We start from the raw sequence: 22,435 nt of genomic DNA on the forward strand, positions 1-22,435 counted from the left end.
GCTTAGTAGGTGGGCTAGGCGATGTGTCGCCAGACGAGCCCTGAATCTTGATCGGCCAGTTGCAGCCAGTCCGGGTCGCACCCGAGGGTGTCGACAAAACATTGCCGGGCCAGCTGCGGCAGGTTGTTCTTGCTGCTCAGATGGGCCAGGACCAGGTGTTGCAGGCCTTGCCAGCCCAACTCGGACACCAGGAATGCCGCCTGGTGGTTGTTCAAATGTCCCAGTTCACCGCCCACCCGCTGCTTGAGAAAGTACGGGTAGTGACCGCGAGCCAGCATGTCACGGCAATGGTTGGACTCGATCATCAACGCATCGAGGTCCCGATAGCCGTCCAGCACCTTGTTGCAATACGAACCCAGGTCGGTCAACAGGCCGAAGCGCCGTTCACCGTCACTGAAGACATATTGCGTCGGCTCCTGAGCATCGTGGGCCACGGCAATGACACCGATGTTCAAATCGCCGATCTGCAGTTGCTCGCCGCCGGCCAGAAAGCCCGCGGGTTCAATCGGTTTGCGCATCCCGCGCAGGGTGCCGCGACTGAGGTAGACAGGCAGATTGTAGCGCCGAGACAGCAAACCCACGCCATGCACGTGGTCGGCATGTTCGTGGGTCACGAGTATCGCGCTCAACTGCGCAGGGTTTACACCCAGGCGCAGCAGGCGTTTTTCGGTTTCCCGCAGGGAGAAACCACAATCCACCAGCACATACGTATCAGCGCTGGCTATCAGCGTGCCGTTCCCTTGGCTACCGCTGCCGAGAACGGCAAAACGCATGTGTGATCAGCCCAGGTTGTCTTGAATCACGCTCAACACTTTGCGCGCCACGTCAGCTGGCGCCACGGTATTGATGTTTTTCTCGACGGTAACCTGCACGTTATCACCCACTTTGCTCAGGCGAACCTGATAACGCTCGGCGCGGGCTTCGATTTCTTCCTTGTTCGGCGCGCTGCCGAACAGGCTGCTGAAGAAGCCCGGCTTCTCGTCTTTCTTCTCGGCTTTCTCAGCCAGGTTGATGTAGTACAGGCCCAGGCTGCGGTTGATGTCTTCAACGCGCCATTCGCCCTGCTCCAGCGCACGACCGACGCTCGACCAGGCACGATCCAGGTCCGTACCGACGTTCAGTACCGGGTTGCCGCTGCCGTCTTCGCTCAGGCTGACACGATTGGGCGTATCGGAATCACGCGAAGCCAGCATGGAGACCGAACCGCCCTTCTCCGAAATGCGGCTCATGCTCGCGAGCATGTCGTCGACCAGTGCCGCGTCCAGGCCGGTGTTGACCGAACGGTTGGTGAAGGCCACGTCGGACGTACTGCCGGCAGGACGCTCGGCGGTGACCACATAGACTTCGCTGGTGTTGCGCTGCACACCCGGCTCGATACGGACACGCGCGCGGACTTCGTTGTCCGCACTCACACCGGCGGCGCTCAGGCGCTTGGCCATCGCTGCCGACAGTTCGTCGGAATGTTGCCAGGTGGTGGTGAATTCGCCGGTTTGCGGACGCTGTTCGTCCAGACGGAAACCGTTGTCCTGGAAGAACTGCACCGCCACTGGCCAGACTTCGGCGGGCGGGTTCTGCGCGACGATCCAGCGTGTATCACCGCTCTTTTGCAGCGAGTACGAGCTGATGTCGGCAGCCGCCGACAGCGGTTGCGGACGCGGCACGACGTATTCGCCCTTGACGGTGTCATCGGCCACGTTGCGCGGGATCGGCAGCAGCGGATCCAGACGTTTGGCGGTGCTGACATCGGTCGGCAGTTGCATCGGTGCAGTCTGTTGCGCTTCCAGGTAATCGCTACCACGGTCACGGAAATAACCTTCCGGGCCCCAGACCCATCCACAGCCACTGGTGCTGGAGATAATCAAGGCAAGTGCGGAAAGTCCGGCCATTCGCTTCATGCGTTGTACTTCCTCAATTAAACCAGGACGCCGGACTGGCGCATGGCCTGCCGCAGCGGTTCGTGACAGGCAGCGCTGAGCCAGGTGAGCGGCAGACGGATACCGTCCGGCATCAAGCCCATTTCATGCAGTGCCCATTTCACGGGAATAGGGTTGGATTCGATAAACAGGGTTTTATTGAGTGGCATCAGCTTTTCGTGGATGGCGCGGGCCGTGACGGCGTCGCCTTTCAGAGCAGCGTTGCACAGGTCGGCCATGTCACGCGGGGCAACGTTGGCGGTCACCGAGATGTTGCCCTTGCCGCCGAGCAGGATCAGCTCGACCGCGGTGGCGTCGTCACCGGAGATCACCAGGAAGTCTTTGCTGACGCCGTCGATGATGGCTTTGGCACGAGACAGGTCGCCAGTGGCTTCCTTGATACCGATGATGTTTTTAACGGTCGACAGGCGGATCACGGTGTCGGCCAGCATGTCGCACGCGGTGCGGCCAGGCACGTTATAAAGGATCTGCGGGATGTCGACGGCTTCGGCGATGGCCTTGAAGTGCTGGTACAAGCCTTCCTGGGTCGGCTTGTTGTAGTACGGCGTCACCAACAGGCAGGCGTCGGCGCCGGCGGTCTTCGCATTGGAGGTCAGCTCGATCGCTTCGCGTGTCGAGTTGGCGCCGGTACCGGCGATCACCGGGATGCGCCCTGCCACTTGCTTGACCACGTAACGAATCACTTCGATGTGTTCGTTCACGTCGAGGGTGGCCGATTCACCTGTAGTGCCGACCGCCACGATGGCGTGGGTGCCGTTTTGCAGGTGAAAGTCCACCAGTTTGCTCAAGCTGTCCCAGTCGAGACGACCTTGTGCATCCATGGGTGTGACCAGTGCCACCATACTGCCCGCAATCATGCAACCGCTCCTGCCGGAAAAAGAGAGCCGTAATGGTACTGGCGCCAAGATGCTTGTACAAGCGAAGTACTGCGCTGCTGCCATTCCCCTTGGCGCTGCTTTTCGCTACCCTTCAGACTTTGATCGGTACTGACAAGCTCGTACGCCGGGTTCCAGCCTCCATTTTCGGCATCACAAGCCCCGATCCAGCGTTGCCACCCTTCGCTCCCGCCACTCTGGAGCACGTTGCAACCTTGCGGCTCGGGCTTTCTGAATTCGCATCCGCAGGCTCGTTACCGGTAAAAAAAGCCCGTCGACGTATCGACCGCTCATCGCTTTAGGAATGCTGCATGTCCACCCCCACAGTTCGCGAACAATTCCTTGTCATCAGTGCCCTCGGCGCCAACCCCATGGAGCTGACTAACGTCCTGTGCCGCGCCAGCCATGAAAACCGCTGCGCCGTGGTCACCTCTCGCCTGACGCGTCATGGCGAGTGCAGTGCGTTGGTCCTCGAGATCTCCGGTAGCTGGGACGCCCTGGCGCGCCTGGAAGGCAGTCTGCCGGGCCTCGCCAAGAAGCACGCCTTCACGGTCAACGTGGTGCGCAGCGCAGCCCTGGAGAACCGTCCCCAGGCCCTGCCTTACGTCGCCTACGTCAGCTCGGCCTACCGCTCGGACATCATCAACGAGTTGTGCCAGTTCTTCATGGACCACAACGTCGAGCTGGAAAACCTGACCTGCGACACCTATCAGGCTCCGCAAACCGGCGGCACCATGCTCAATGCCACGTTCACCGTGACCTTGCCGGCCGGCGTGCAGATCAGCTGGTTGCGCGATCAGTTCCTGGACTTCGCCGACGCGCTGAACCTGGATGCGCTGATCGAACCGTGGCGCCCACAAAACCCAATGTAAGGAAGCTTTCATGGCCGTTGCCATCGACCAACCGGTTGCCGACTTCGAAGCACCCGCCACCAGCGGACAGACCGTCAATCTCGCTAGCCTCAAAGGCAAGCAAGTGGTGATCTACTTCTATCCGAAGGACAGCACACCGGGCTGCACCACTCAGGGCCAGGGGTTTCGTGATCAGCTTGAGGCGTTTAAAGCGGCCAACACCGAAGTGTTCGGTGTGTCCCGCGACAGCCTGAAATCCCATGAAAACTTCAAGGCCAAGCAGGCGTTCACCTTCGAGCTGATCAGCGACAAGGAAGAAGCGCTTTGCCAGTTGTTTGATGTGATCAAGCTGAAGAAGCTGTATGGCAAGGAGTACATGGGCGTTGATCGCAGCACGTTCCTGATTGATAAGGACGGTGTGCTGCGTCAGGAATGGCGTGGCGTGAAAGTGCCGGGGCATGTGGATGCTGTTCTGGCGGCTGCCCAGGCGTTGAACAAGGCCTGATTATTTTGGCGTCTGTTTGGACGCCTTCGCGAGCAAGCCCGCTCCCACATTCGACCGAGTTCTTCCAGAAAGAATGCGGTCGAATGTGGGAGCGGGCTTGCTCGCGAATGGGCCATCAGCCTCACTAAAAATATCAGGGCTGCCCGTTAAAGCAGCGGCGCCACCACCGGTTCCTTGCGCGGCCACGCATCCAGCACCGCCTTGAACAGCGTCGCCAGGGGTATCGCAAAGAACACCCCCCAAAAGCCCCACAACCCGCCAAACAACAGCACCGCACAGATGATCGCCACCGGGTGCAGGTTGACCGCTTCCGAGAACAACAGTGGCACCAGCACGTTGCCATCCAGGACCTGGATGATTCCGTAGACCGCCATCAGATAGATGAACTGATCGCTCCAGCCCCACTGGAACAGCGCAATCAGCAGCACCGGCACGGTCACCACCACCGCCCCGACGTAGGGCACCACCACCGACACGCCGACCAGCAATGCCAGCAGCGCCGCGTAGTTGAGGCCCAACACGACGAAACCGATGTAGGTCGCGCCACCACAGATAAAGATTTCGATGACCTTGCCGCGAATGTAGTTGGCGATCTGCCGGTTCATCTCGTGCGCGACGCGGGTGATCAGCGCCCGCTCACGCGGCAGGTAACCACTCACCCACTGGCCGATCATCTCCCGATCCTTGAGGAAGAAGAACACCAGGATCGGCACCAGCACCAGGTAGATCATGATGTTCACCAACAGCGGCAGACTCGACAGCGAGAAGGTCAGCGCCCACTGGCCAAACTTGCCGATCTCGCCCCGCGCCACTTCGATGGCTTGCAGCACCTGCTCGTCCGACACCAGATGCGGGTAGCGCTCCGGCAGCAGCAACAGCAGTGACTGCCATTTGGCGAGCATGCCCGGCAGCTCGTTGAACAGCGTGATCAACTGATGCCAGAGCAACGGCACCAACACCACGATGAACACCAGCAACACGCCCATGAACAACGCGAAGACCAACCCCACCGCGGCCCCGCCCGGTACACGCAGGCGTTCGAGAGTGACCACCAGCCCCTGCATCAGATACGCCAGTACCATCCCGGCGAGCACGGGCGCGAGCATGCCGCCCAGCGTCAGTACGGCGGTAAACGCCAGAAACAGCAAAACCGCCAGCACCACAGCTTCTTCGTCGGAAAAGTAGCGCTGAATCCAGTCGCGTAACACCTTGAACATCAATAATCCTTAGAAACGAACGCAGCAGGTTTCAGGCTTTTTTCAACCAATAGCGGTAAACACCCGCTTCATCTTCTTCACGAAGCAGCGTATGACCAGCCAAACGAGCAAAGGTGCGGAAGTCGCGCTGTGAGCCCGCGTCGGTGGCGATGACCTTGAGTACCGCGCCGCTGGCCATCTTGTTGAGTTCCATCTTGGCCTTGAGCAGCGGCAACGGACAATTCAGACCGCTGGCGTCCAACTCCAGGTCATGGGCTACAGCATCGGTCATCGGGTCACTCCGGATCAGGTGGTTGAGCGGCTTAGAATATCTGGTCCCAAGCTTACTGTCCGGCTACAGTAAGGTCTTTGTCGACTAAGGCTTTGTGCATGACTTTTTTGCGCCCTACCCTGCTGACGCTCGCTTGCCTGCTCGCCTCACCGGGCTTCGCCGACGACCTGCCGTCACTCGGCGACGCCAGTTCTGCCATCGTCTCGCCGCAACAGGAGTACCAGTTGGGCCGCGCCTGGCTGGCGTTGTTGCGCAGCCAGGTTTCCCAGCTCAATGATCCGCAGCTCAAGGACTACGTCGAATCCAGCGTCTACCGACTGGTCGAGACCAGCCAGGTCAATGACCGGCGCCTGGAGTTCATCCTGATCAACAGCCCGCAGCTCAACGCCTTCGCGGCACCGGGCGGGATTGTCGGGGTCAACGGCGGTTTGTTCCTCAATGCCCAGACCGAAGGCGAATATGCCTCGGTACTCGCTCACGAATTGGCTCACTTGTCGCAGCGCCACTTCGCCCGTGGCGTTGAAGCCCAGCAGCGCATGCAAGTCCCGATGATGGCTGCCTTGCTGGCCGGGATCGTGATTGCCGCCGCCGGTGCCGGTGATGCCGGGATCGCGGCCATTGCGGGCACGCAGGCAGCGGCGATTCAGGAACAACGACGCTTCTCGCGCCAAAACGAGCAGGAAGCCGATCGCATCGGCATCCTCAATCTGGAAAAGGCCGGCTACGACCCACGCTCGATGCCGACCATGTTCGAACGGTTGGCGCGTCAATACCGCTTCGACGCCAAGCCCCCAGAATTCCTGCTGACTCACCCGGTCACCGAATCGCGGATCGCCGACACCCGTAACCGCGCCGAGCAAGCCAAACCGGGCGGTATCGAAGACACCCTGCGCTATCAGCTGATTCGTGCACGGGTCCAGCTGATTTATGAAGAAACCCCGGGGCTGGGCGCCAAGCGTTTTCGCGCCCTCCTGGATGAAAACCCGAAGAACGATGTTGCGCGCTACGGCCTGGCGATTGCCCAGATTAAAGGCGGTCAGCTGAACGAAGCGCGGGAAAACCTCAAGCCGCTGCTGGCCAAATCGCCGAACGAGATCATCTACAACCTGGCGCAGGTCGACCTGGACATCACCAACAATCACCTGCCGGATGCCCAAACCCGGGTCGACCGGTTGCTGACCCAGTATCCGGGCAACTATCCTCTGAATCAGGTACGCGTCGACCTGCTGCTCAAGCAAAACCGTGCGCCCGAAGCGGAAAAGGCCCTGGAGAATTTGCTTAAGAGCCGCCCGGACGATCCCGACGTCTGGTACATGGTGGCCGAGACTCGTGGCTTGTCCGGCAACATCATCGGCCTGCATCAGGCCCGAGCCGAGTACTTTGCGCTGGTCGGCGACTACCGCCAGGCCATCCAGCAACTGGACTTCGCCAAGCGCAAGGCCGGCACCAACTTCCCGCTGTCGTCGCGTATCGACGCCCGTCAACGGGAGCTGATGGAGCAGGAACGCATGATCAAGGACATGATGGGCTGACGCTTTTGCGCAGGCACAAAAAAACCGCCTCTTTCGAGGCGGTTTTTTATTCAGCCAACAACCGGTTTATTCAGCCAGTTTGAAGGTGATGAAGCTGGCGCGATTTTGACGCAGGACCCGCATCGACACCGAGCGGTTCTTCGGCAGCGCCTTGGCGATTTCCGTGAACTCCTTGGTGGAACCAATCGCCTGATTGTTCAGATGAGTGATCACATCGCCTGGCTGCAAGCCGATCAACGAAGCAGGACCGTCCTGGACTTCCTTGATGACCACGCCGCCCTTGAGGTCGTAGGTTTTCTTCTGTTCTTCGGTCAACTCCGCCACGGAAACACCCAGGCGATTGCTGCTGCGCTCAACACCGGATTTTGCCAGGGCATCCAGCTCTTTGCCTTCTTCTGGAATAGCGCCGACCGTCAACTCGACTTTCTTGCGCTTACCATCACGAATCACTTCCAGATCGGCTTTCGAGCCGGCTTTCAGCGCGCCCACAAGGTGCGGCAGATCGGCAGACATAATGATCGGCTGGCCGTTCATGCTCAGGATCACGTCGCCTACTTGCAAGTCACCCTTGGCAGCCGGGCCATCTTCCTGGATCTGCGCCACCAGCGCACCGGCGGGCTTCTCAAGACCGAACGACTCGGCCAGATCCTTGTTCACTTCCTGGATGACGACACCCAACCAGCCACGACTGACTTTGCCGCCGCTTTTCAGCTGATTGGAAACGTCCATGGCCACGTCGATCGGAATCGCGAACGACACGCCCATGAAACCGCCGGAGCGGGTATAGATCTGTGAGTTGATCCCCACCACTTCGCCGGCCAGGTTAAACAGCGGACCACCGGAGTTACCCGGGTTGATCGGCACGTCCGTCTGGATGAACGGCACATAGTTTTCGTTTGGCAGACTGCGGCCGACGGCGCTGACGATGCCTTGGGTCACGGTATGGTCGAAGCCGAACGGTGAGCCGATCGCCACGACCCATTGACCGGCTTTCAGGTCCTGGGATTTGCCGAGCTTGAGGACCGGCAGATCCTTGCCTTCGATTTTCAGCAAGGCCACATCGGACCGTGTATCGGTGCCCACCAGCTTGGCTTTCAATTCACTGCGGTCGGAGAGACGAACGAGAATTTCGTCGGCATCGGCGATCACGTGGTTGTTGGTCAGGATGTAGCCATCAGACGAGATGATGAAACCCGAGCCCAAGGACTGGGCTTCACGCTGACGGTCGCCGCGAGGCGAACGCGGCTGTGGAAAGCCACGCTCGAAGAACTCGCGCAGGGCTGGAGGCAAGCCTTCAAGATCAGGCATGTCCTGGCTCGACACTTTACGGTCCGGCAATTTTTGCGTGGTACTGATGTTCACCACCGCGGGCGAGGCTTGCTCGACCAGTTGCGTGAAATCAGGCAACTCGACTGCTTGCGCAGTGACCGCCTGACCCAGCACCAGCACAGTGGCGACAATGGACAGATAAGACTTCAAGCGTGGTATCGACATACGGCTCCCGTTACGACGAGCATGGTTAAGCGATATGGAGCAAGGAACACCGGGAAAGATACGCCGGTATTTTTGTTCCGGGAACAACAAAACAAGGCCAGAGCCGAGGGCTCTGACCTATAAAAAATTTTGGGATTTTTTGCAAACTGAAATGCTCACCAAACATTTCGATCTCGATTCACTACTTGGTTGCAGTGGCATCGGTGCGCATGGACAGCGCAATCCGTTCTGCGGTCCCGATCGGAATCTCGCCAACCACTGTGACCATCATCTCGCCTTGCGGTGTCGTCAAGCGCCGGGACACGGCAACGGTGGGCCCCAACTGGGTGCGAGTGTCGGTAACAGTGCCACCGTTGAGTGGCTCCAGAAACACCGAGAAACGCGCCAGGCCGTCGTCATACATCAGACTGTTGACTTGGGTTTTGGTCTCTGGGTCCTTGCGCGCACTGCTGCTGGTCAGCTCGAATCCGGGTGGCAACCAGTCCGAATGCCAGGCTTGGGCGACCTTGGCTGCAGAAGCCTTGTCGACGTCCAGCGTGACAACTTTGCAATCGTCACCGGGTTGCAAGTCGCTGTCGGATGGAACATCGGCAGTGTCCAGTTGCGTGAACTGGAATCGCTCCAGCAACTGCCCCTTGTCATTGAGCAGCAATGACTTGAGCGGCAGGCCGGTTTCTTTATCCAGATGCAGTTCAAAACCGTAGCGGTGCTGGTCGCGGGGCGTCAGTGAAACGATCACTGCCGAACGCCCGGCCACACGCGACTTGCCGATGACGGCAAGGTCGTACCAATTCTTGAGTTTTTGTGGATCGAGTGCACGAGCAGTGGAATTGGGGGAATCCCCAAGCCCTGCTATCAGGGTGCCGCTGACGCATTGAGTATGCCCATCAATGCGCACGACTTCCTGTGCCGAGCCGTCGAGCTGGAGTAAACGCTCGCGGACCTTGCCGTCCTGGACGCGGTGCCAGATGTTATGGGTAGAAAAACTACCGTTACGCTCGTAAACAAAGGTGCCTTGAAAGCTTTGCTGTTGCTCGGCTTGGCCCAGACGGGTCAACCAGTTCTGGGCTTCATCAGCATGGGCTGGAACAACGAACCAGCCACCGAGCAGAAGCGAAAGTAGAGGGATGGCGCGCATGATCCTCCTTAACGGTTTTCCAGGCTTGCTGCACGAGCGTAAGGCAGAGCGCTCTCAGTACCTTTCAGTGCAGCTTGTTGAGCATGTTGGCGCAAGTAACCTGGCAGACGCTGATCGTGCCAGCCTGGTTGACCTTGCAATACGCCGTTGGCCATAGGGCCAGTGGCATCCGAACTCTCATTGTAGCCTGCTAATACAGCTGGACCCTTGACCTGAGGAACGGCCAGGCTCGATTGGCTGGATTGCTGTGCCAGTTCGACACCGGCGATTTCGTCCTGGTTGTACAGACGAACACCTGCCAATACAGCAACGGTGACCGAAGCAGCCACTGCCAGACGACCCAGGCTGCGCCATGGACCACGGGAAGCTTTTGCCGGTACAGCCTCGTCAGCCAGCGCAGCGGAAACTGCCGCGGCGATGTCCAGGCGTGGAAGCAGCAGATCCTTGTGCATTACTGCCCGAGCGATCTGATAACGAGCCCATGTATCACGGGTTTCAACATCGTCAAAGGCATTCAACACCCGACGCAATTCCAATTCGTCCGCTTCGTTATCCATCACTGCGGACAGCGATTCCTGCAGGGCTTCACGACTCATGGCGTTCCTCTCTTGGCTGTCGCCGCTGTCTCAGTTTTCCTGCAACAACGGCTGCAGGGCTTTATCGATGGCTTCCCGAGCGCGGAAGATCCGGGAGCGCACGGTACCCACCGGACATTGCATGACGGCCGCAATGTCCTCGTAACTCAGACCATCGAATTCACGTAAAGTTAAAGCCGTACGCAAATCTTCTGGAAGTTGCTGAATGGTTCGATGGACGGTGCCTTCGATCTCATCCCGCAGCAAAGCCCGTTCTGGCGACTCGAGATCCTTGAGGCCATGATCGCCATCGTAGAACTCTGCATCCTCGGAACTGACATCGCTATCCGGCGGCCGACGGCCGCGTGAAACCAGATAGTTTTTCGCCGTGTTGATGGCGATGCGGTAAAGCCACGTGTAAAACGCGCTGTCCCCGCGAAAATTTCCAAGTGCACGGTAAGCCTTGATAAAGGCTTCCTGCGCCACATCCTGGGCTTCATGGGTGTCGTGCACGAAACGCACGATCAACCCGAGAATTTTGTGCTGGTATTTCAGCACTAGCAGATCGAAAGCTCGCTTGTCGCCACGTTGAACGCGCTCGACCAGCTGCTGATCCTCTTCCTGGGTTAGCATGAACACTCCTCGATAAGCTCGGAGGAGGCTTGCATAACTAAACGACCAGACTTGCAAACATAGACTCGGGCTTTTCGCAAAAGTTCTCCCCCTCCAAGCAAGTTTCCTGCGGGCTCTGATTTGGCACGCACGAAAAGCGCAGCGCGGGTTAACCCGGCTGCGCGAATAATCTTGTCATCGGATTCGCCAGCAAGGATCAAACCGCAATCCTGCACTGAAGCCGACACTGTCCCTTGATTCAGGCAACGGTCTATTGATCTTGGCCTTTTGGCAAAAGTTCCAAATATTTATAGCTGCACGAACCGACATTGTGCGCATGTGAGCAGAAAAAGACTGTTAAATCCACGATACAGTCCCCGTGTCGCCGAACCGGCTAAAAAAACATCCGACGAAGCGTTCGGTCTTTTCAGTCACAGTAGTTTCACAATGCCATGTGGGCTCGGCTATTGTGCCGCTCCCCCCCTCTATATACTAGTGGGCTGTGTGGCTGCCTGACTCGCCGATCCAGGTGTTTGGCGCCAACCCCGACCCGGGTCGCTTTGAGCGGAATCCTGAAATGAGCCAACAGTTTCAACACGATGTTCTGGTAATTGGCAGCGGCGCTGCCGGCTTGAGCCTTGCGCTGACCTTGCCCGGTCATTTGCGCATCGCCGTACTGAGCAAAGGCGACCTCGCCAATGGCTCGACTTTCTGGGCCCAGGGCGGCGTCGCTGCCGTCCTGGATGACACCGATACCGTGGAATCCCACGTCGATGACACGCTTAACGCCGGTGGCGGCCTGTGTCATGAAGACGCCGTGCGTTTCACCGTCGAGCACAGTAAAGAAGCGATTCAATGGCTGATCGACCAAGGCGTGCCCTTCACCCGCGATGAACAGTCGGGCACCGAAGATGGCGGATTCGAGTTCCACCTGACCCGCGAAGGCGGCCACAGCCATCGGCGCATCATTCACGCCGCCGATGCCACGGGCGCAGCGATTTTCAGAACCCTGCTCGATCAAGCCAAGCAAAGGCCGAACATCGAACTGCTGGAACAGCGGGTCGCGGTCGATCTGATTACCGAAAAACGCCTGGGCCTTGAAGGCGATCGCTGCCTCGGCGCCTACGTACTCAATCGCGCCAGTGGCGAAGTCGACACCTACGGCGCGCGCTTCGTGATCCTTGCGTCCGGTGGCGCCGCCAAGGTCTACCTCTACACCAGCAACCCCGACGGCGCCTGCGGTGATGGCATCGCCATGGCCTGGCGCTCGGGCTGCCGCGTGGCAAACCTGGAATTCAACCAGTTCCACCCAACCTGCCTGTATCACCCGCAAGCCAAGAGTTTCCTGGTCACCGAAGCCTTGCGTGGCGAAGGTGCGCACCTGAAGCTGCCCAATGGCGAACGCTTCATGCAGCGCTTCGATCCGCGCGCTGAACTGGCCCCACGGGACATCGTCGCCCGGGCCATCGACCATGAAATGAAGCGCCTGGGTATTGATTGCGTTTATCTGGACATCAGCCACAAGCCCGAAGCGTTCATCAAGACGCACTTCCCGACGGTGTACGAACGCTGCCTCGAGTTCTCCATCGACATCACCAAGCAGCCGATTCCGGTGGTGCCGGCGGCGCACTACACCTGCGGTGGCGTGATGGTCGATCAGCACGGTCGCACCGACGTGCCGGGCCTGTACGCGATTGGCGAAACCAGCTTCACCGGCCTGCACGGCGCCAACCGCATGGCCAGCAATTCGTTGCTGGAATGCTTCGTCTACGCGCGCTCGGCGGCGGCGGACATTCTTCAGCAGTTGCCCCAGGTGTCGATTCCCATCGCCCTGCCCGTCTGGGACGCAAGCCAGGTCACCGACTCCGACGAAGACGTGATCATTGCGCACAACTGGGATGAACTGCGGCGATTCATGTGGGACTACGTGGGTATCGTGCGCACCAACAAGCGCCTGCAACGGGCACAGCACCGCGTGCGGCTGTTGCTGGACGAAATCGACGAGTTCTACAGTAACTACAAGGTCAGTCGGGATTTGATCGAGCTGCGTAACCTGGCCCAGGTGGCCGAGTTGATGATCCAGTCAGCGATGGAACGCAAGGAAAGTCGCGGCCTGCATTACACCCTCGACTATCCGAACATGCTGCCGGTCGCCCTGGACACTATTCTGGTGCCGCCCACCTACGCCGACTGAACGCGAGCCGAACCCGCAGGCGTCGGTGCACATCCGCCGCCTGCGAATCCCGAGGCACGCAAACCGCCCGGACCCGCCGCTCGCCGCGCAAACGAAAGCGCAGCACCACGACCAACGGCAGCGCCAAGCTGTCCGGGCGTAGCTGCACCGGTTGCCAACCCGCCGCCTGATTCCACAACTGCCAGCCATCGGCATCGCGACGCAAGCCGCGAAATGCCTGTGGGTGCGTCAGCAGAATCTGCCGCGGCAACGCCCAACAGGCGTGCGCCAGGCACAGCACGACGCCGGGCAGACTGGCCCAGATCGGTATCGAGAGAAGATAAAGCGAACCCAGCGCGAACAGCTGGGCCAGAAGATACGCCGCCAGCAACCGCCGTGAGGCATGCCAGCGGCATTCGAACGAATTACTTGGGCTGGACACGATCCAGGATCATGCGAACCATGCGCTGAAGCTCCGGATCTTCCGATTCGGCGCGTTCCATGAACCAGCCGAACATGTCCTGATCTTCGCATTCGAGCAGCTTGCGGTAGCAATCGCGGTCGACATCATTGAGGTGTGGATAGACCTCTTTCACGAACGGCACCAGCAACACGTCAAGCTCAAGCATGCCGCGGCGGCTGTGCCAGTAGAGGCGATTCAGTTCAACATCTTCGACCATGGAGCGCTCCTCAAATAGGCGGCAAGTATACAGCCCCCCGCTCCGTCGAACACTCGGCTTTGGTCGGGCATTACCGATCCTTTGTGAACTACCCATTTCATGGGCGCCCCCTTATGATGTCCACCAGACTCTTTACCCTGCGATGACCCATGGCCGATTCTGCTTTTTTCTGCACCCTGTCTCACGAAGGCGTTCTCGCGGTCCGCGGCGCGGATGCCAGTAAATTCCTGCAAGGCCAATTGACCTGCAACCTCAATTACCTGAGCGACGCCCAGGCCAGTCTCGGCGCCCGCTGCACGCAGAAAGGCCGGATGCAATCGAGCTTCCGTATCCTGTTGCAAGGTGACGGCGTGTTGATGGCGATGGCCACCGAACTGCTGGAGCCACAACTGGCGGACCTGAAAAAGTACGCGGTGTTCTCCAAGTCCAAACTGACCGATGAAAGCGCCGCCTGGGTCCGCTTCGGCGTCGATCATGGCAATGCCGCCTTGACCAGCCTCGGTCTTGACCTGCCGGCAGACACCGACAGCGTCGCGCGCAACGACGGCCTGATTGCCATTCGTGTCTCGCCCGACCGCGCCGAACTCTGGGTTGCCGCTGATCAAGCCGACGCCATCAAGGCCAAGCTGTCCGCGCTGATCGCTGAAGGCGATCTCAATCAATGGCTGCTGGGCCAGGTCCGCGCAGGGATCGGCCAGGTCATGCCGAGCACTCGCGAACTGTTCATCCCGCAGATGCTCAACCTGCAAGCCGTTGGCGGCGTGAGTTTCAAGAAGGGTTGCTACACCGGCCAGGAAATCGTCGCGCGCATGCAGTACCTGGGCAAACTCAAGCGTCGCTTGTATCGCCTGCAACTGGATGCCAGCGAATTGCCGGAACCCGGCACACCGCTGTTTTCCCCGACCCACGGCAGCTCCATCGGCGAAGTGGTGCTGGCCGCCCGCACCGAACAAAACATTGAACTCCTGGCCGTGCTGCAAGCCGAAGCAGCAGACGCCGGCGACATCCACGTGGGTGCCCTGGAAGGTCCCGCCCTGCAACTGCTCGACTTGCCTTACCAACTGGATCGCGATCGCGAAATCCAGCGTTAATTGCCGTATTGGTTGCAACACCCTAGAGAGTAGAAATGAGCGAGCTGGCGGAAAAGGTCCAACAGGATTTGGTTGAGGCCATCGATAACGATGACCTGGTTCTGCCAACACTACCGGAAGTGGCCCTGCAGATTCGCAAGGCCGCTGAAGACCCGGAAATCAGTATCAGCACCCTGAGCAAAGTGATCGGCCGCGATGCCGCGTTGTCGGCGCACCTGATCAAAGTGGTGAATAGCCCGCTGCTGCGCGCCACCCAGGAAGTCACTGACCTGCACACGGCGATCACTCGCCTGGGCATCAACTACAGCAGCAACCTGGCCATCGGCCTGGTCATGGAACAGATTTTCCATGCCCGCTCCGAGGTGGTGGAACAGAAAATGCGCGAAGTCTGGCGCAAAAGTCTGGAAATCGCCGGTGTCAGCTATGCACTGTGCCGCAGCTACACCCAACTCAAACCCGATCAGGCAGCCCTTGGCGGACTGGTGCATCAAATCGGCGTGCTGCCGATCCTGACCTACGCCGAAGATCACTATGAGTTGTTGTCCGACCCGGTCAGCCTCAACCATGTGATCGACCAGATTCATCCGCTGCTGGGCGACAAGCTGCTCAGGGTCTGGGAGTTTCCAGAGAAGCTGGTGGAGGTGCCGGGACTGTATCTGGACTTCAAGCGCCAGTCGGCACGGGTCGATTATGTCGATCTGGTGCAGGTGGCCAGCTTGTATTGCCACAAGGGCACCGACCATCCCATCGCGCGTATTGATGCGTACAGTGTGCCGGCCTTCAAGAAACTGGGGATCGACCCGGAGAACGAGTCGATGTGCCGCGACCTGGAAGAGTCGCGGTCGATGTTTTATTGATTGAGACCGCGTCGCGCCCTTCGCGAGCAAGCCCGCTCCCACATTTGACCCGGTTCTTTCATGATAAACGCGGTCGAATGTGGGAGCGGGCTTGCTCGCGAAGAGGCCGGTCCAGACACCACATACCTATCCCGCAATAAAACTCACCCGCACCTTCAACCCCGCCTTTTCACCATCATGCAAACTGATCTGCGCCAGGTGTGCACGGCAGATCTCACCCACAATCGCCAACCCCAACCCCGACCCCGCTACCTGCTGGTTACGCCGATAAAAGCGTTCGAACACCCGATCCCGCTCATCAACAGGAATCCCTGGCCCATCATCCTCGACTTCCAACACCGCTGGCGCCGACACCCGCAGAATCACATTGCCGCCCGGTGGTGTGTGGGCCAGTGCGTTGTCCACCAGATTGCTCAACAGTTCATTCAACAGCGTCGGCTCACCGCGCAGCCACACCGGCTCGTCCGCTTCCAGCGCCAGGGCCACGCCGCGTGCGTGGGCCAGTGGCGCCATGGCCATGCCCAGTTCCCGGGCCAACTGACTCAGATCCAGCAACTGCGCTCCGCCTTCGGCGATGGCCCGGGCGCCGTTTTCGACGCGGGCCAGCGACAGCAATTGATTGGCCAGATGGGTCAGGCGGTCCGTGCCTTGGGCGGCGGTTTCCAGGGTGCTGCGCCAGGTGTCGGGTTCGCTTGAACGCAGGCCCAATTCGAGACGCGCCTTGAGCGCCGCCAGCGGTGTGCGCAGTTCATGGGCGGCATCGGCGATGAATTGCGCCTGCCGCTCGAACTGCTCGCGCAAACGCTCGGTAAAGTGATTGAGCGCGCGCACCAGTGGCCACAACTCGTGCTGCACTTCCACCAATGGCAACGGTCGCAGATCGTCCGATTGGCGCTCTTCCACCGCCGTGCGCAAACGCTCCAGCGGGCGCAACGCCGCACTGACCGCGAACCACACCAGCAACAACGCACCGACGGCCAGCATGCCGAGGCGCAGTAGTGTATCCGCCGCCAGGCTGCGGGCCATGCTGACCCGCGCTTCATCGGTTTCGGCCACGCGGATTTCCGCCATACCGTTCATGTTCGGCTCGCTCACGGGCTTGAGCAGACTCACCACGCGCACGTTTTGCCCCTGGTACTTGGCGTTGTAGAAACGCGCCAGCGCCGGATAGTCATCGGTGCGCGGCGTGCCGGGCGGCGGTGGTGGGAGGTTTTCGTAACCGGAGATCAGCTTTTGGTTGATGTCGTTGACCAGGTAAAAAATCCGCCCCGCGCTGTCGTAGGCAAACGTATCGAGGGCCACGTAAGGCACGTCGGCACTCAGCGTGCCGTCGCGCTGGGAGACACCCGCTGCGATGGTCCGCGCCGAGGCCAGCAAGGTGCGGTCGTAAGCGGTGTCGGCGGCTTCGCGACCGTTCCAGTACGCGCTCAAACCACTGGCCAGCATCAACACCACCAACAACAGCGCGAGGTTCCACAGCAACCGCCAGCGCAGGCTGCTGGGCTTATGCATCGCGGCTTTCCAGCAAGTAACCGAGGCCGCGGAACGTCACGATGGCGACCGGTTGGCCGTCGAGCTTCTTGCGCAGACGATGGACGTAGATCTCGATGGCATCGGGACTGGCTTCTTCGTCCAGGCCGAACACCTGGGAAGCCAGTTGTTCCTTGCTCATCACCCGACCTGGGCGGGCGATCAGCGCTTCGAGCACGGCCTGCTCGCGGGAGGTCAGGGTCAGCAACTCTTCGCCGAGGGTGAAGCGCCGCGTGTCCAGATCGTAAGACAGCACACCGCAGGTCTGCTGGCGTTCACCACCGAGCACACTGCGGCGCAGCAAGGCTTTGACCCGCGCTTCGAGCTCGGTCAGTTCGAACGGTTTGGCCAGGTAGTCGTCGGCCCCGAGGTTCAGGCCGTGGACCCGATCCTTGACGTCGCTGCGGGCGGTCAGCATCAGCACCGGCAGGTTCTTGCCCCGGGCCCGCAGGCGCGCCAGCACTTCGAAACCATCCATGCGCGGGAGGCCGACGTCGAGGATCGCCATGGCGTATTCCTCGCTGCTCAATGCCAGGTCGGCCGCCACGCCGTCGTGCAGCACATCCACGGTCAGCCCGGTGCTCTTGAGTGCCTGGGCGACACTGTCGGCGAGCTGCAGATGGTCTTCGACGAGCAGAACACGCATGGATCTTTACCTCATTCAGGGATGTTCGACGCCATTCTTTGGCGCGGAGTTTACAGCCGCATCCGCCGCTGTGAAGCCCGAAAACCATGAAAGCCTGCTGAAAGGTTAGTGAAAGGTTCGCCCGTTAGAGTCGGCCCACGGATGGTTTCGTCTGCAAGCCATCGAATCGTGCTTTGAAATGTAGCTCCCGAAAAACGCCTTGATGCGTTTTCGCCAATAAGAACAATAACGAGGTACTGCACCATGCTGTCCACACAGCTCCAGGCTTGCCCGCCACACCCTTTCCCCCGATGTTCATCGTTTACGCTCGCCAGCGCCGAAGCCGGGCGCGCAGCGCAAAACCGACGCATCTGAAACATCCCCAAAAACAATAACTCCCGTGGAGACACCATGAACCGATCACTGCGCCGTTTCGCCCTTGCCGCCAGCTGCGTGCTGTTTGCCGGCCAACTGATGGCCGAGCCTAAACGCCCGGAATGCATCGCCCCAGCCTCGCCGGGCGGTGGTTTCGACCTGACCTGCAAACTGGCGCAAAGCGCGCTGGTGAACCAGAAATTGCTGACCAAACCGATGCGCGTGACCTACATGCCCGGCGGTGTCGGCGCAGTGGCGTACAACGCGGTGGTGGCGCAGCGTCCGGCCGACGCCGGCACGTTGGTGGCGTGGTCCAGCGGTTCGCTGCTGAACCTGGCGCAGGGCAAGTTCGGGCGTTTTGATGAATCCAACGTTCGTTGGCTGGCCGCCGTAGGCACCAGCTATGGCGCCATCGCGGTGAAAAGCGATTCGCCTTACAAGAACCTCGACGACCTCGTTCAAGCGCTGAAGAAAGACCCGAGCAAAGTGGTGATCGGTTCCGGCGGCACCGTCGGCAGCCAGGACTGGATGCAAACCGCACTGATCGCCAAGGCGGCCGGGATCAACCCGCGTGACCTGCGTTACGTCGCCCTCGAAGGCGGCGGTGAAATCGCCACCGCCCTGCTCGGCGGCCACATCCAGGTCGGCAGCACCGACATCTCCGACTCCATGCCGCACATCCAGAGCGGCGACATGCGCCTGCTGGCGGTGTTCTCCGAGAAGCGCCTCGACGAGCCGGAAATGAAAGACATTCCGACCGCCAAGGAACAAGGCTACGACATCGTCTGGCCGGTGGTTCGCGGCTTCTACCTGGGGCCAAAAGTCAGCGATGAAGACTACGCCTGGTGGAAAGACGCCTTTGACAAGTTGCTGGCTTCCGACGAGTTCGCCACGCTGCGCGATCAGCGTGAACTGTTCCCGTTCGCCATGACCGGCCCGGAGCTGGACACCTACGTGAAGAAGCAGGTCGCGGACTACAAAGTGCTGGCCAAAGAGTTCGGCCTGATTCAGTGATCGTCTCTGTCTAGCGGCTGCGGCTCCGTTCTACGGGGGCCGTGGCACAGGAGTTCCCCATGCTCTTACAACGCATTTTTGCTTCGGTGCTGTTGCTGGCCTGCCTCAGCCTGGTGCTGATGGCCTGGCCTTACCAGGCGCCTTTTTCCTACGAACCGATCGGACCACGGGCCTTTCCCCTGTTGATGCTGGGGCTGATGGGTTTGGGGCTGGTGTACATGGTGTATCGCCCCTCGCCGATCAAACACACCGATGAAGACCCACCGATGGATCGCGAAACCCTGACCAAGATCGGCCTGTGCGTGGTATTGCTGCTGATCTTCGCCGGGCTGTTCGAACCCTTGGGCTTCATCCTCAGCAGCATGCTGATTGGCATTCCAATGGCGCGCCTGTATGGCGGACGCTGGTTGGCGAGCGCAGTGATCATCAGCCTGATGAGTATCGGCCTGTACCTGCTGTTCGACAAAGTCATGGACGTGCCGCTGCCTCTGGGCCTGCTCGACGTTCTGGAGAACTGATATGGATACGCTTGGTTATTTGAGTCACGGCTTCGGCGTCGCATTGACCCCTTACAACCTGGTGACCGCACTCTGCGGCACGCTGATTGGCACCGTCGTCGGCCTGCTCCCGGGCCTGGGCCCGATCAACGGCGTGGCGTTGCTGATCCCGATCGCCTTCGCCCTCGGCCTGCCACCGGAGTCGGCGTTAATCTTGCTGGCAGCGGTTTATCTGGGTTGCGAGTACGGCGGCCGGATCAGTTCGATCCTGCTGAACATTCCGGGCGAAGCCTCCACCGTGATGACCACCCTCGACGGCTACCCGATGGCCCGTCAAGGCATGGCGGGCGTTGCGCTGTCACTGTCGGCGTGGAGTTCCTTTATCGGCGCCTTCATCGCCACCTGCGGGATGGTGGTGTTTGCACCGATTCTGGCGAAATGGGCGATTGCCTTCGGTCCGGCGGAATATTTCGTACTGATGGTGTTCGCGATTGTCTGCCTCGGCGGCATGGCCGGCGATCGACCGTTGAAGACCTTTATCGCAGCGCTGATCGGGCTGTTTCTGTCGACCGTCGGCATTGATGCCAACAGCGGCGTCTATCGTTTTACCGGGGACAACATCCACCTCACCGACGGCATTCAATTCGTGGTGCTGGTGCTGGGTCTGTTCTCCATCAGCGAAATCCTGTTGCTGCTGGAAAAAACCCACCGTGGCCAGGAAGCGTTCAAGGCCACCGGCCGCATGATGTTCAACTTCAAGGAGGCCGCGTCGGTGTTCTGGGTGAACATGCGTTGTGGTGTGCTTGGCTTCATCATGGGCGTGTTGCCCGGTGCTGGCGCGACACTGGCCAGCGCCGTGGCTTACATGACCGAGAAACGCATCGCGGGTCCAAGCGGAAAATTCGGCCAAGGCGACAAGCGTGGCCTCGCCGCGCCGGAAACCGCTATCGGTGCTGAAGCCTGTGGCGCGCTGGTGCCGATGCTGACGCTCGGCGTTCCCGGCTCGGGTACCACGGCGGTGATGATCGGCGCACTGTCGCTGTACAACATCACCCCTGGTCCACTGCTGTTTCAACAGCAGCCGGACATCGTCTGGGGCCTGATCGCTTCGTTGTTTATCGCCAACATCATGCTGGTGATCCTCAACATTCCGATGATCCGCATCTTCACGCGCATCCTCGCCGTGCCGAACTGGGCGCTGGTGCCGATGATCGCGATCATTACCGCCATCGGTGTGTTCGCGGTGCATGCCACTACCTTCGACCTGTTCCTGATGATCGGCATCGGCATCTTCGGCTATATCCTGCGCAAGCTGGATTTCCCGTTGTCGCCGGTCCTGCTGGGTTTCATCCTCGGTGGTTTGATGGAACAAAACCTGCGTCGCGCCTTGTCGATCTCCAACGGTTCGCTGGAGATTCTCTGGTCAAGCGGGATTACCGTCGGGGTCTGGGCATTGATCGCGGTGATGCTGCTGGTGCCGATTGTGCGGATCTGGCGCAAGCGCTCGGTCGCGCGGCGTGTTATCGCCGATGTCTGATCGAACACCTTTCAACGCCTGGTGGGGCACGCCGCTGGTGGGCGCGCTGGGCGGTTACCTCGCCAGCCAGGTCGGCTGGCCGCTGCCATGGATGGTCGGCTCGCTGCTGGCGATCATCCTTGTGCGCTGTTTGACGCCCTGGCAATTGGCGGAAATCCCTGGCGGTCGCAAGTGCGGCCAGTGGATCGTCGGCATCGGTATCGGCCTGCACTTCACCCCGGTGGTGATGGAGCAGGTGCTGAGCCACTTCGGCCTGATCTTCTTTGGTGCGCTGGTCACCAGCCTCTCCGCGATCGTCGGGGTCTGGTTGATGCGGCGTACCGGTGAAGATCGCGCCACCGCGTTCTTTTCCAGCATGCCGGGCGGTTCCGGAGAGATGGTCAACCTCGGCGCCCGCAACGGTGCGGTGCTCAGTCGCGTGGCGGCGGGGCAAAGTTTGCGGGTGTTGGTGGTGGTGCTGTGCGTGCCGGCAGCCTTCAAGTATTTGCTGGGCAATGGCGCACCGGTTTTTCATCCGAGCGTCGTCAATTGGTGGTGGCTGGCGCTGCTATTCCCGGCGGGCGCATTGGCGGCCTGGCTCTGGGAACGTCTGCGTCAACCCAATCCGTGGCTGTTCGGGCCGTTGCTGGTGAGCGCAGCGGTGAGCATTGGCTGGGATCTGCACATTGGTTTGCCGAATGGCGGCAGCCAGATCGGCCAATGGTTGATTGGCAGTGGGTTGGGGTGTCACTTCAACCGGCAGTTCTTCCGCCGTGCGCCGTCGTTCATGGGGCGGACGTTGATCGGTACAGTGTTGACCATGTTGATCGCCACACTGGCCGCACTGGGCTTGAGTGCGCTGACCCACCTGGATCTGCGCTCGCTGACGTTGGGCATGATGCCCGGCGGGATTGCGGAGATGAGCCTGACGGCGGAGACGCTGCAACTGTCGGTGCCGTTGGTGACGGCGATGCAGGTGATGCGGTTGTTGTTTGTGTTGTTTCTGGCGGAGCCGTTGTTCAAGTATTGGAACCGGGATTCGGAATCCCCTTGATAGACCGAGTCGCCTCATT

At 60.1% G+C, this 22,435-nt stretch carries 23 protein-coding genes; 10 read left to right on the top strand and 13 right to left on the bottom strand.

What is annotated here, in order from left to right:
* Positions 1-14: 14 nt before the first annotated feature.
* From ACIPL2_RS23060 to dapA, 3 genes are read right to left on the bottom strand one after another with little or no spacing between them, the layout of a single operon-like run.
* Positions 15-773 carry an MBL fold metallo-hydrolase gene (locus ACIPL2_RS23060; RefSeq protein ID WP_401360089.1) on the bottom strand — a complete coding sequence of 253 codons (759 nt, stop codon included), beginning with the start codon at positions 771-773 and terminating at the stop codon, positions 15-17.
* A 6-nt stretch (positions 774-779) separates the two neighbouring features.
* Positions 780-1,895, bottom strand: coding sequence for an outer membrane protein assembly factor BamC (gene bamC, locus ACIPL2_RS23065; protein ID WP_401360092.1), 1,116 nt, complete (start codon positions 1,893-1,895; stop codon positions 780-782).
* A gap of 17 nt (positions 1,896-1,912) precedes the next feature.
* Positions 1,913-2,791: a 4-hydroxy-tetrahydrodipicolinate synthase gene (gene dapA / locus ACIPL2_RS23070; protein ID WP_401360095.1), complete on the bottom strand. Its 879-nt coding sequence runs from the start codon at positions 2,789-2,791 to the stop codon at positions 1,913-1,915.
* 329 nt (positions 2,792-3,120) lie between these two features.
* Here dapA and ACIPL2_RS23075 point away from each other — a divergent pair, with 329 nt between their 5' ends.
* Together ACIPL2_RS23075 and ACIPL2_RS23080 are read left to right on the top strand one after the other, a co-directional pair.
* On the top strand, positions 3,121-3,681 hold the full coding sequence (locus tag ACIPL2_RS23075) for a glycine cleavage system protein R (RefSeq protein ID WP_401360097.1): 561 nt from the start codon (positions 3,121-3,123) through the stop codon (positions 3,679-3,681).
* A gap of 10 nt (positions 3,682-3,691) precedes the next feature.
* Entirely contained in the window at positions 3,692-4,165 is a 474-nt protein-coding gene (locus ACIPL2_RS23080; protein ID WP_401360100.1) for a peroxiredoxin, read from the top strand.
* A 146-nt stretch (positions 4,166-4,311) separates the two neighbouring features.
* Here ACIPL2_RS23080 and ACIPL2_RS23085 read toward each other — a convergent pair whose 3' ends face one another.
* Both ACIPL2_RS23085 and ACIPL2_RS23090 read right to left on the bottom strand, forming a co-directional pair.
* Positions 4,312-5,382 (bottom strand): AI-2E family transporter, encoded by a 1,071-nt coding sequence (locus tag ACIPL2_RS23085; protein ID WP_401360103.1) that lies wholly within the window; start codon positions 5,380-5,382, stop codon positions 4,312-4,314.
* 31 nt (positions 5,383-5,413) lie between these two features.
* Positions 5,414-5,653 (bottom strand): sulfurtransferase TusA family protein, encoded by a 240-nt coding sequence (locus tag ACIPL2_RS23090; RefSeq protein WP_401360105.1) that lies wholly within the window; start codon positions 5,651-5,653, stop codon positions 5,414-5,416.
* Between the two features lie 98 nt (positions 5,654-5,751).
* Between ACIPL2_RS23090 and ACIPL2_RS23095 the strand changes: the two genes are divergently transcribed.
* Positions 5,752-7,185, top strand: a complete 1,434-nt coding sequence (locus ACIPL2_RS23095) for a M48 family metalloprotease (RefSeq protein ID WP_401360108.1) — start codon at positions 5,752-5,754, stop codon at positions 7,183-7,185.
* A 66-nt stretch (positions 7,186-7,251) separates the two neighbouring features.
* Here ACIPL2_RS23095 and ACIPL2_RS23100 read toward each other — a convergent pair whose 3' ends face one another.
* From ACIPL2_RS23100 to rpoE, 4 genes are all read right to left on the bottom strand, one after another.
* A complete protein-coding gene (locus ACIPL2_RS23100) occupies positions 7,252-8,679 on the bottom strand; it encodes a DegQ family serine endoprotease (protein WP_401360111.1) in 1,428 nt (475 codons plus the stop codon).
* 181 nt (positions 8,680-8,860) lie between these two features.
* Positions 8,861-9,817 (bottom strand): MucB/RseB C-terminal domain-containing protein, encoded by a 957-nt coding sequence (locus tag ACIPL2_RS23105; RefSeq protein WP_401360114.1) that lies wholly within the window; start codon positions 9,815-9,817, stop codon positions 8,861-8,863.
* An 8-nt stretch (positions 9,818-9,825) separates the two neighbouring features.
* Positions 9,826-10,413 carry a sigma-E factor negative regulatory protein gene (locus tag ACIPL2_RS23110; RefSeq protein WP_401360117.1) on the bottom strand — a complete coding sequence of 196 codons (588 nt, stop codon included), beginning with the start codon at positions 10,411-10,413 and terminating at the stop codon, positions 9,826-9,828.
* A 30-nt stretch (positions 10,414-10,443) separates the two neighbouring features.
* Positions 10,444-11,025, bottom strand: a complete 582-nt coding sequence (rpoE, locus tag ACIPL2_RS23115; protein WP_007944079.1) for an RNA polymerase sigma factor RpoE — start codon at positions 11,023-11,025, stop codon at positions 10,444-10,446.
* A gap of 556 nt (positions 11,026-11,581) precedes the next feature.
* On the opposite strand from rpoE, the gene nadB reads away from it, so the two are divergent.
* Positions 11,582-13,198 (top strand): L-aspartate oxidase, encoded by a 1,617-nt coding sequence (gene nadB / locus ACIPL2_RS23120; RefSeq protein WP_401360120.1) that lies wholly within the window; start codon positions 11,582-11,584, stop codon positions 13,196-13,198.
* Here the strand turns inward: nadB and ACIPL2_RS23125 are convergent.
* Positions 13,167-13,619 (bottom strand): protein YgfX, encoded by a 453-nt coding sequence (locus tag ACIPL2_RS23125; RefSeq protein WP_401360123.1) that lies wholly within the window; start codon positions 13,617-13,619, stop codon positions 13,167-13,169. The genes nadB and ACIPL2_RS23125 overlap by 32 nt on opposite strands.
* Complete coding sequence (locus ACIPL2_RS23130; protein WP_007944081.1) at positions 13,603-13,857, bottom strand: succinate dehydrogenase assembly factor 2; 255 nt, start codon at positions 13,855-13,857, stop codon at positions 13,603-13,605. The genes ACIPL2_RS23125 and ACIPL2_RS23130 overlap by 17 nt, the downstream gene beginning before the upstream one ends.
* A 149-nt stretch (positions 13,858-14,006) precedes the next feature.
* Here ACIPL2_RS23130 and ACIPL2_RS23135 point away from each other — a divergent pair, with 149 nt between their 5' ends.
* A complete protein-coding gene (locus ACIPL2_RS23135) occupies positions 14,007-14,948 on the top strand; it encodes a YgfZ/GcvT domain-containing protein (RefSeq protein WP_401360126.1) in 942 nt (313 codons plus the stop codon).
* A 35-nt stretch (positions 14,949-14,983) separates the two neighbouring features.
* Complete coding sequence (locus ACIPL2_RS23140) at positions 14,984-15,805, top strand: HDOD domain-containing protein (protein WP_401360129.1); 822 nt, start codon at positions 14,984-14,986, stop codon at positions 15,803-15,805.
* Positions 15,806-15,931: 126 nt separating this feature from the next.
* On the opposite strand, the gene ACIPL2_RS23145 is transcribed toward ACIPL2_RS23140, so the two are convergent.
* Both ACIPL2_RS23145 and ACIPL2_RS23150 read right to left on the bottom strand, forming a co-directional pair.
* Positions 15,932-17,317, bottom strand: coding sequence for a sensor histidine kinase (locus tag ACIPL2_RS23145; protein ID WP_401360132.1), 1,386 nt, complete (start codon positions 17,315-17,317; stop codon positions 15,932-15,934).
* Positions 17,310-17,981: a response regulator gene (locus ACIPL2_RS23150; protein ID WP_401360134.1), complete on the bottom strand. Its 672-nt coding sequence runs from the start codon at positions 17,979-17,981 to the stop codon at positions 17,310-17,312. The genes ACIPL2_RS23145 and ACIPL2_RS23150 overlap by 8 nt, the downstream gene beginning before the upstream one ends.
* A gap of 390 nt (positions 17,982-18,371) precedes the next feature.
* On the opposite strand from ACIPL2_RS23150, the gene ACIPL2_RS23155 reads away from it, so the two are divergent.
* From ACIPL2_RS23155 to ACIPL2_RS23170, 4 genes are read left to right on the top strand one after another with little or no spacing between them, the layout of a single operon-like run.
* Entirely contained in the window at positions 18,372-19,349 is a 978-nt protein-coding gene (locus ACIPL2_RS23155; protein ID WP_401360137.1) for a Bug family tripartite tricarboxylate transporter substrate binding protein, read from the top strand.
* Between the two features lie 59 nt (positions 19,350-19,408).
* Positions 19,409-19,867 carry a tripartite tricarboxylate transporter TctB family protein gene (locus ACIPL2_RS23160; protein ID WP_059406687.1) on the top strand — a complete coding sequence of 153 codons (459 nt, stop codon included), beginning with the start codon at positions 19,409-19,411 and terminating at the stop codon, positions 19,865-19,867.
* Position 19,868: 1 nt separating this feature from the next.
* A complete protein-coding gene (locus tag ACIPL2_RS23165) occupies positions 19,869-21,383 on the top strand; it encodes a tripartite tricarboxylate transporter permease (protein WP_059406688.1) in 1,515 nt (504 codons plus the stop codon).
* Positions 21,376-22,416: an AbrB family transcriptional regulator gene (locus ACIPL2_RS23170; protein WP_401360141.1), complete on the top strand. Its 1,041-nt coding sequence runs from the start codon at positions 21,376-21,378 to the stop codon at positions 22,414-22,416. Before ACIPL2_RS23165 ends, ACIPL2_RS23170 begins: the two co-directional genes overlap by 8 nt.
* Positions 22,417-22,435: the final 19 nt, after the last annotated feature.

Origin of the sequence: Pseudomonas sp. NPDC086251, from assembly GCF_044746405.1 — a bacterium.
In the GTDB taxonomy this organism is placed as follows: domain Bacteria; phylum Pseudomonadota; class Gammaproteobacteria; order Pseudomonadales; family Pseudomonadaceae; genus Aquipseudomonas.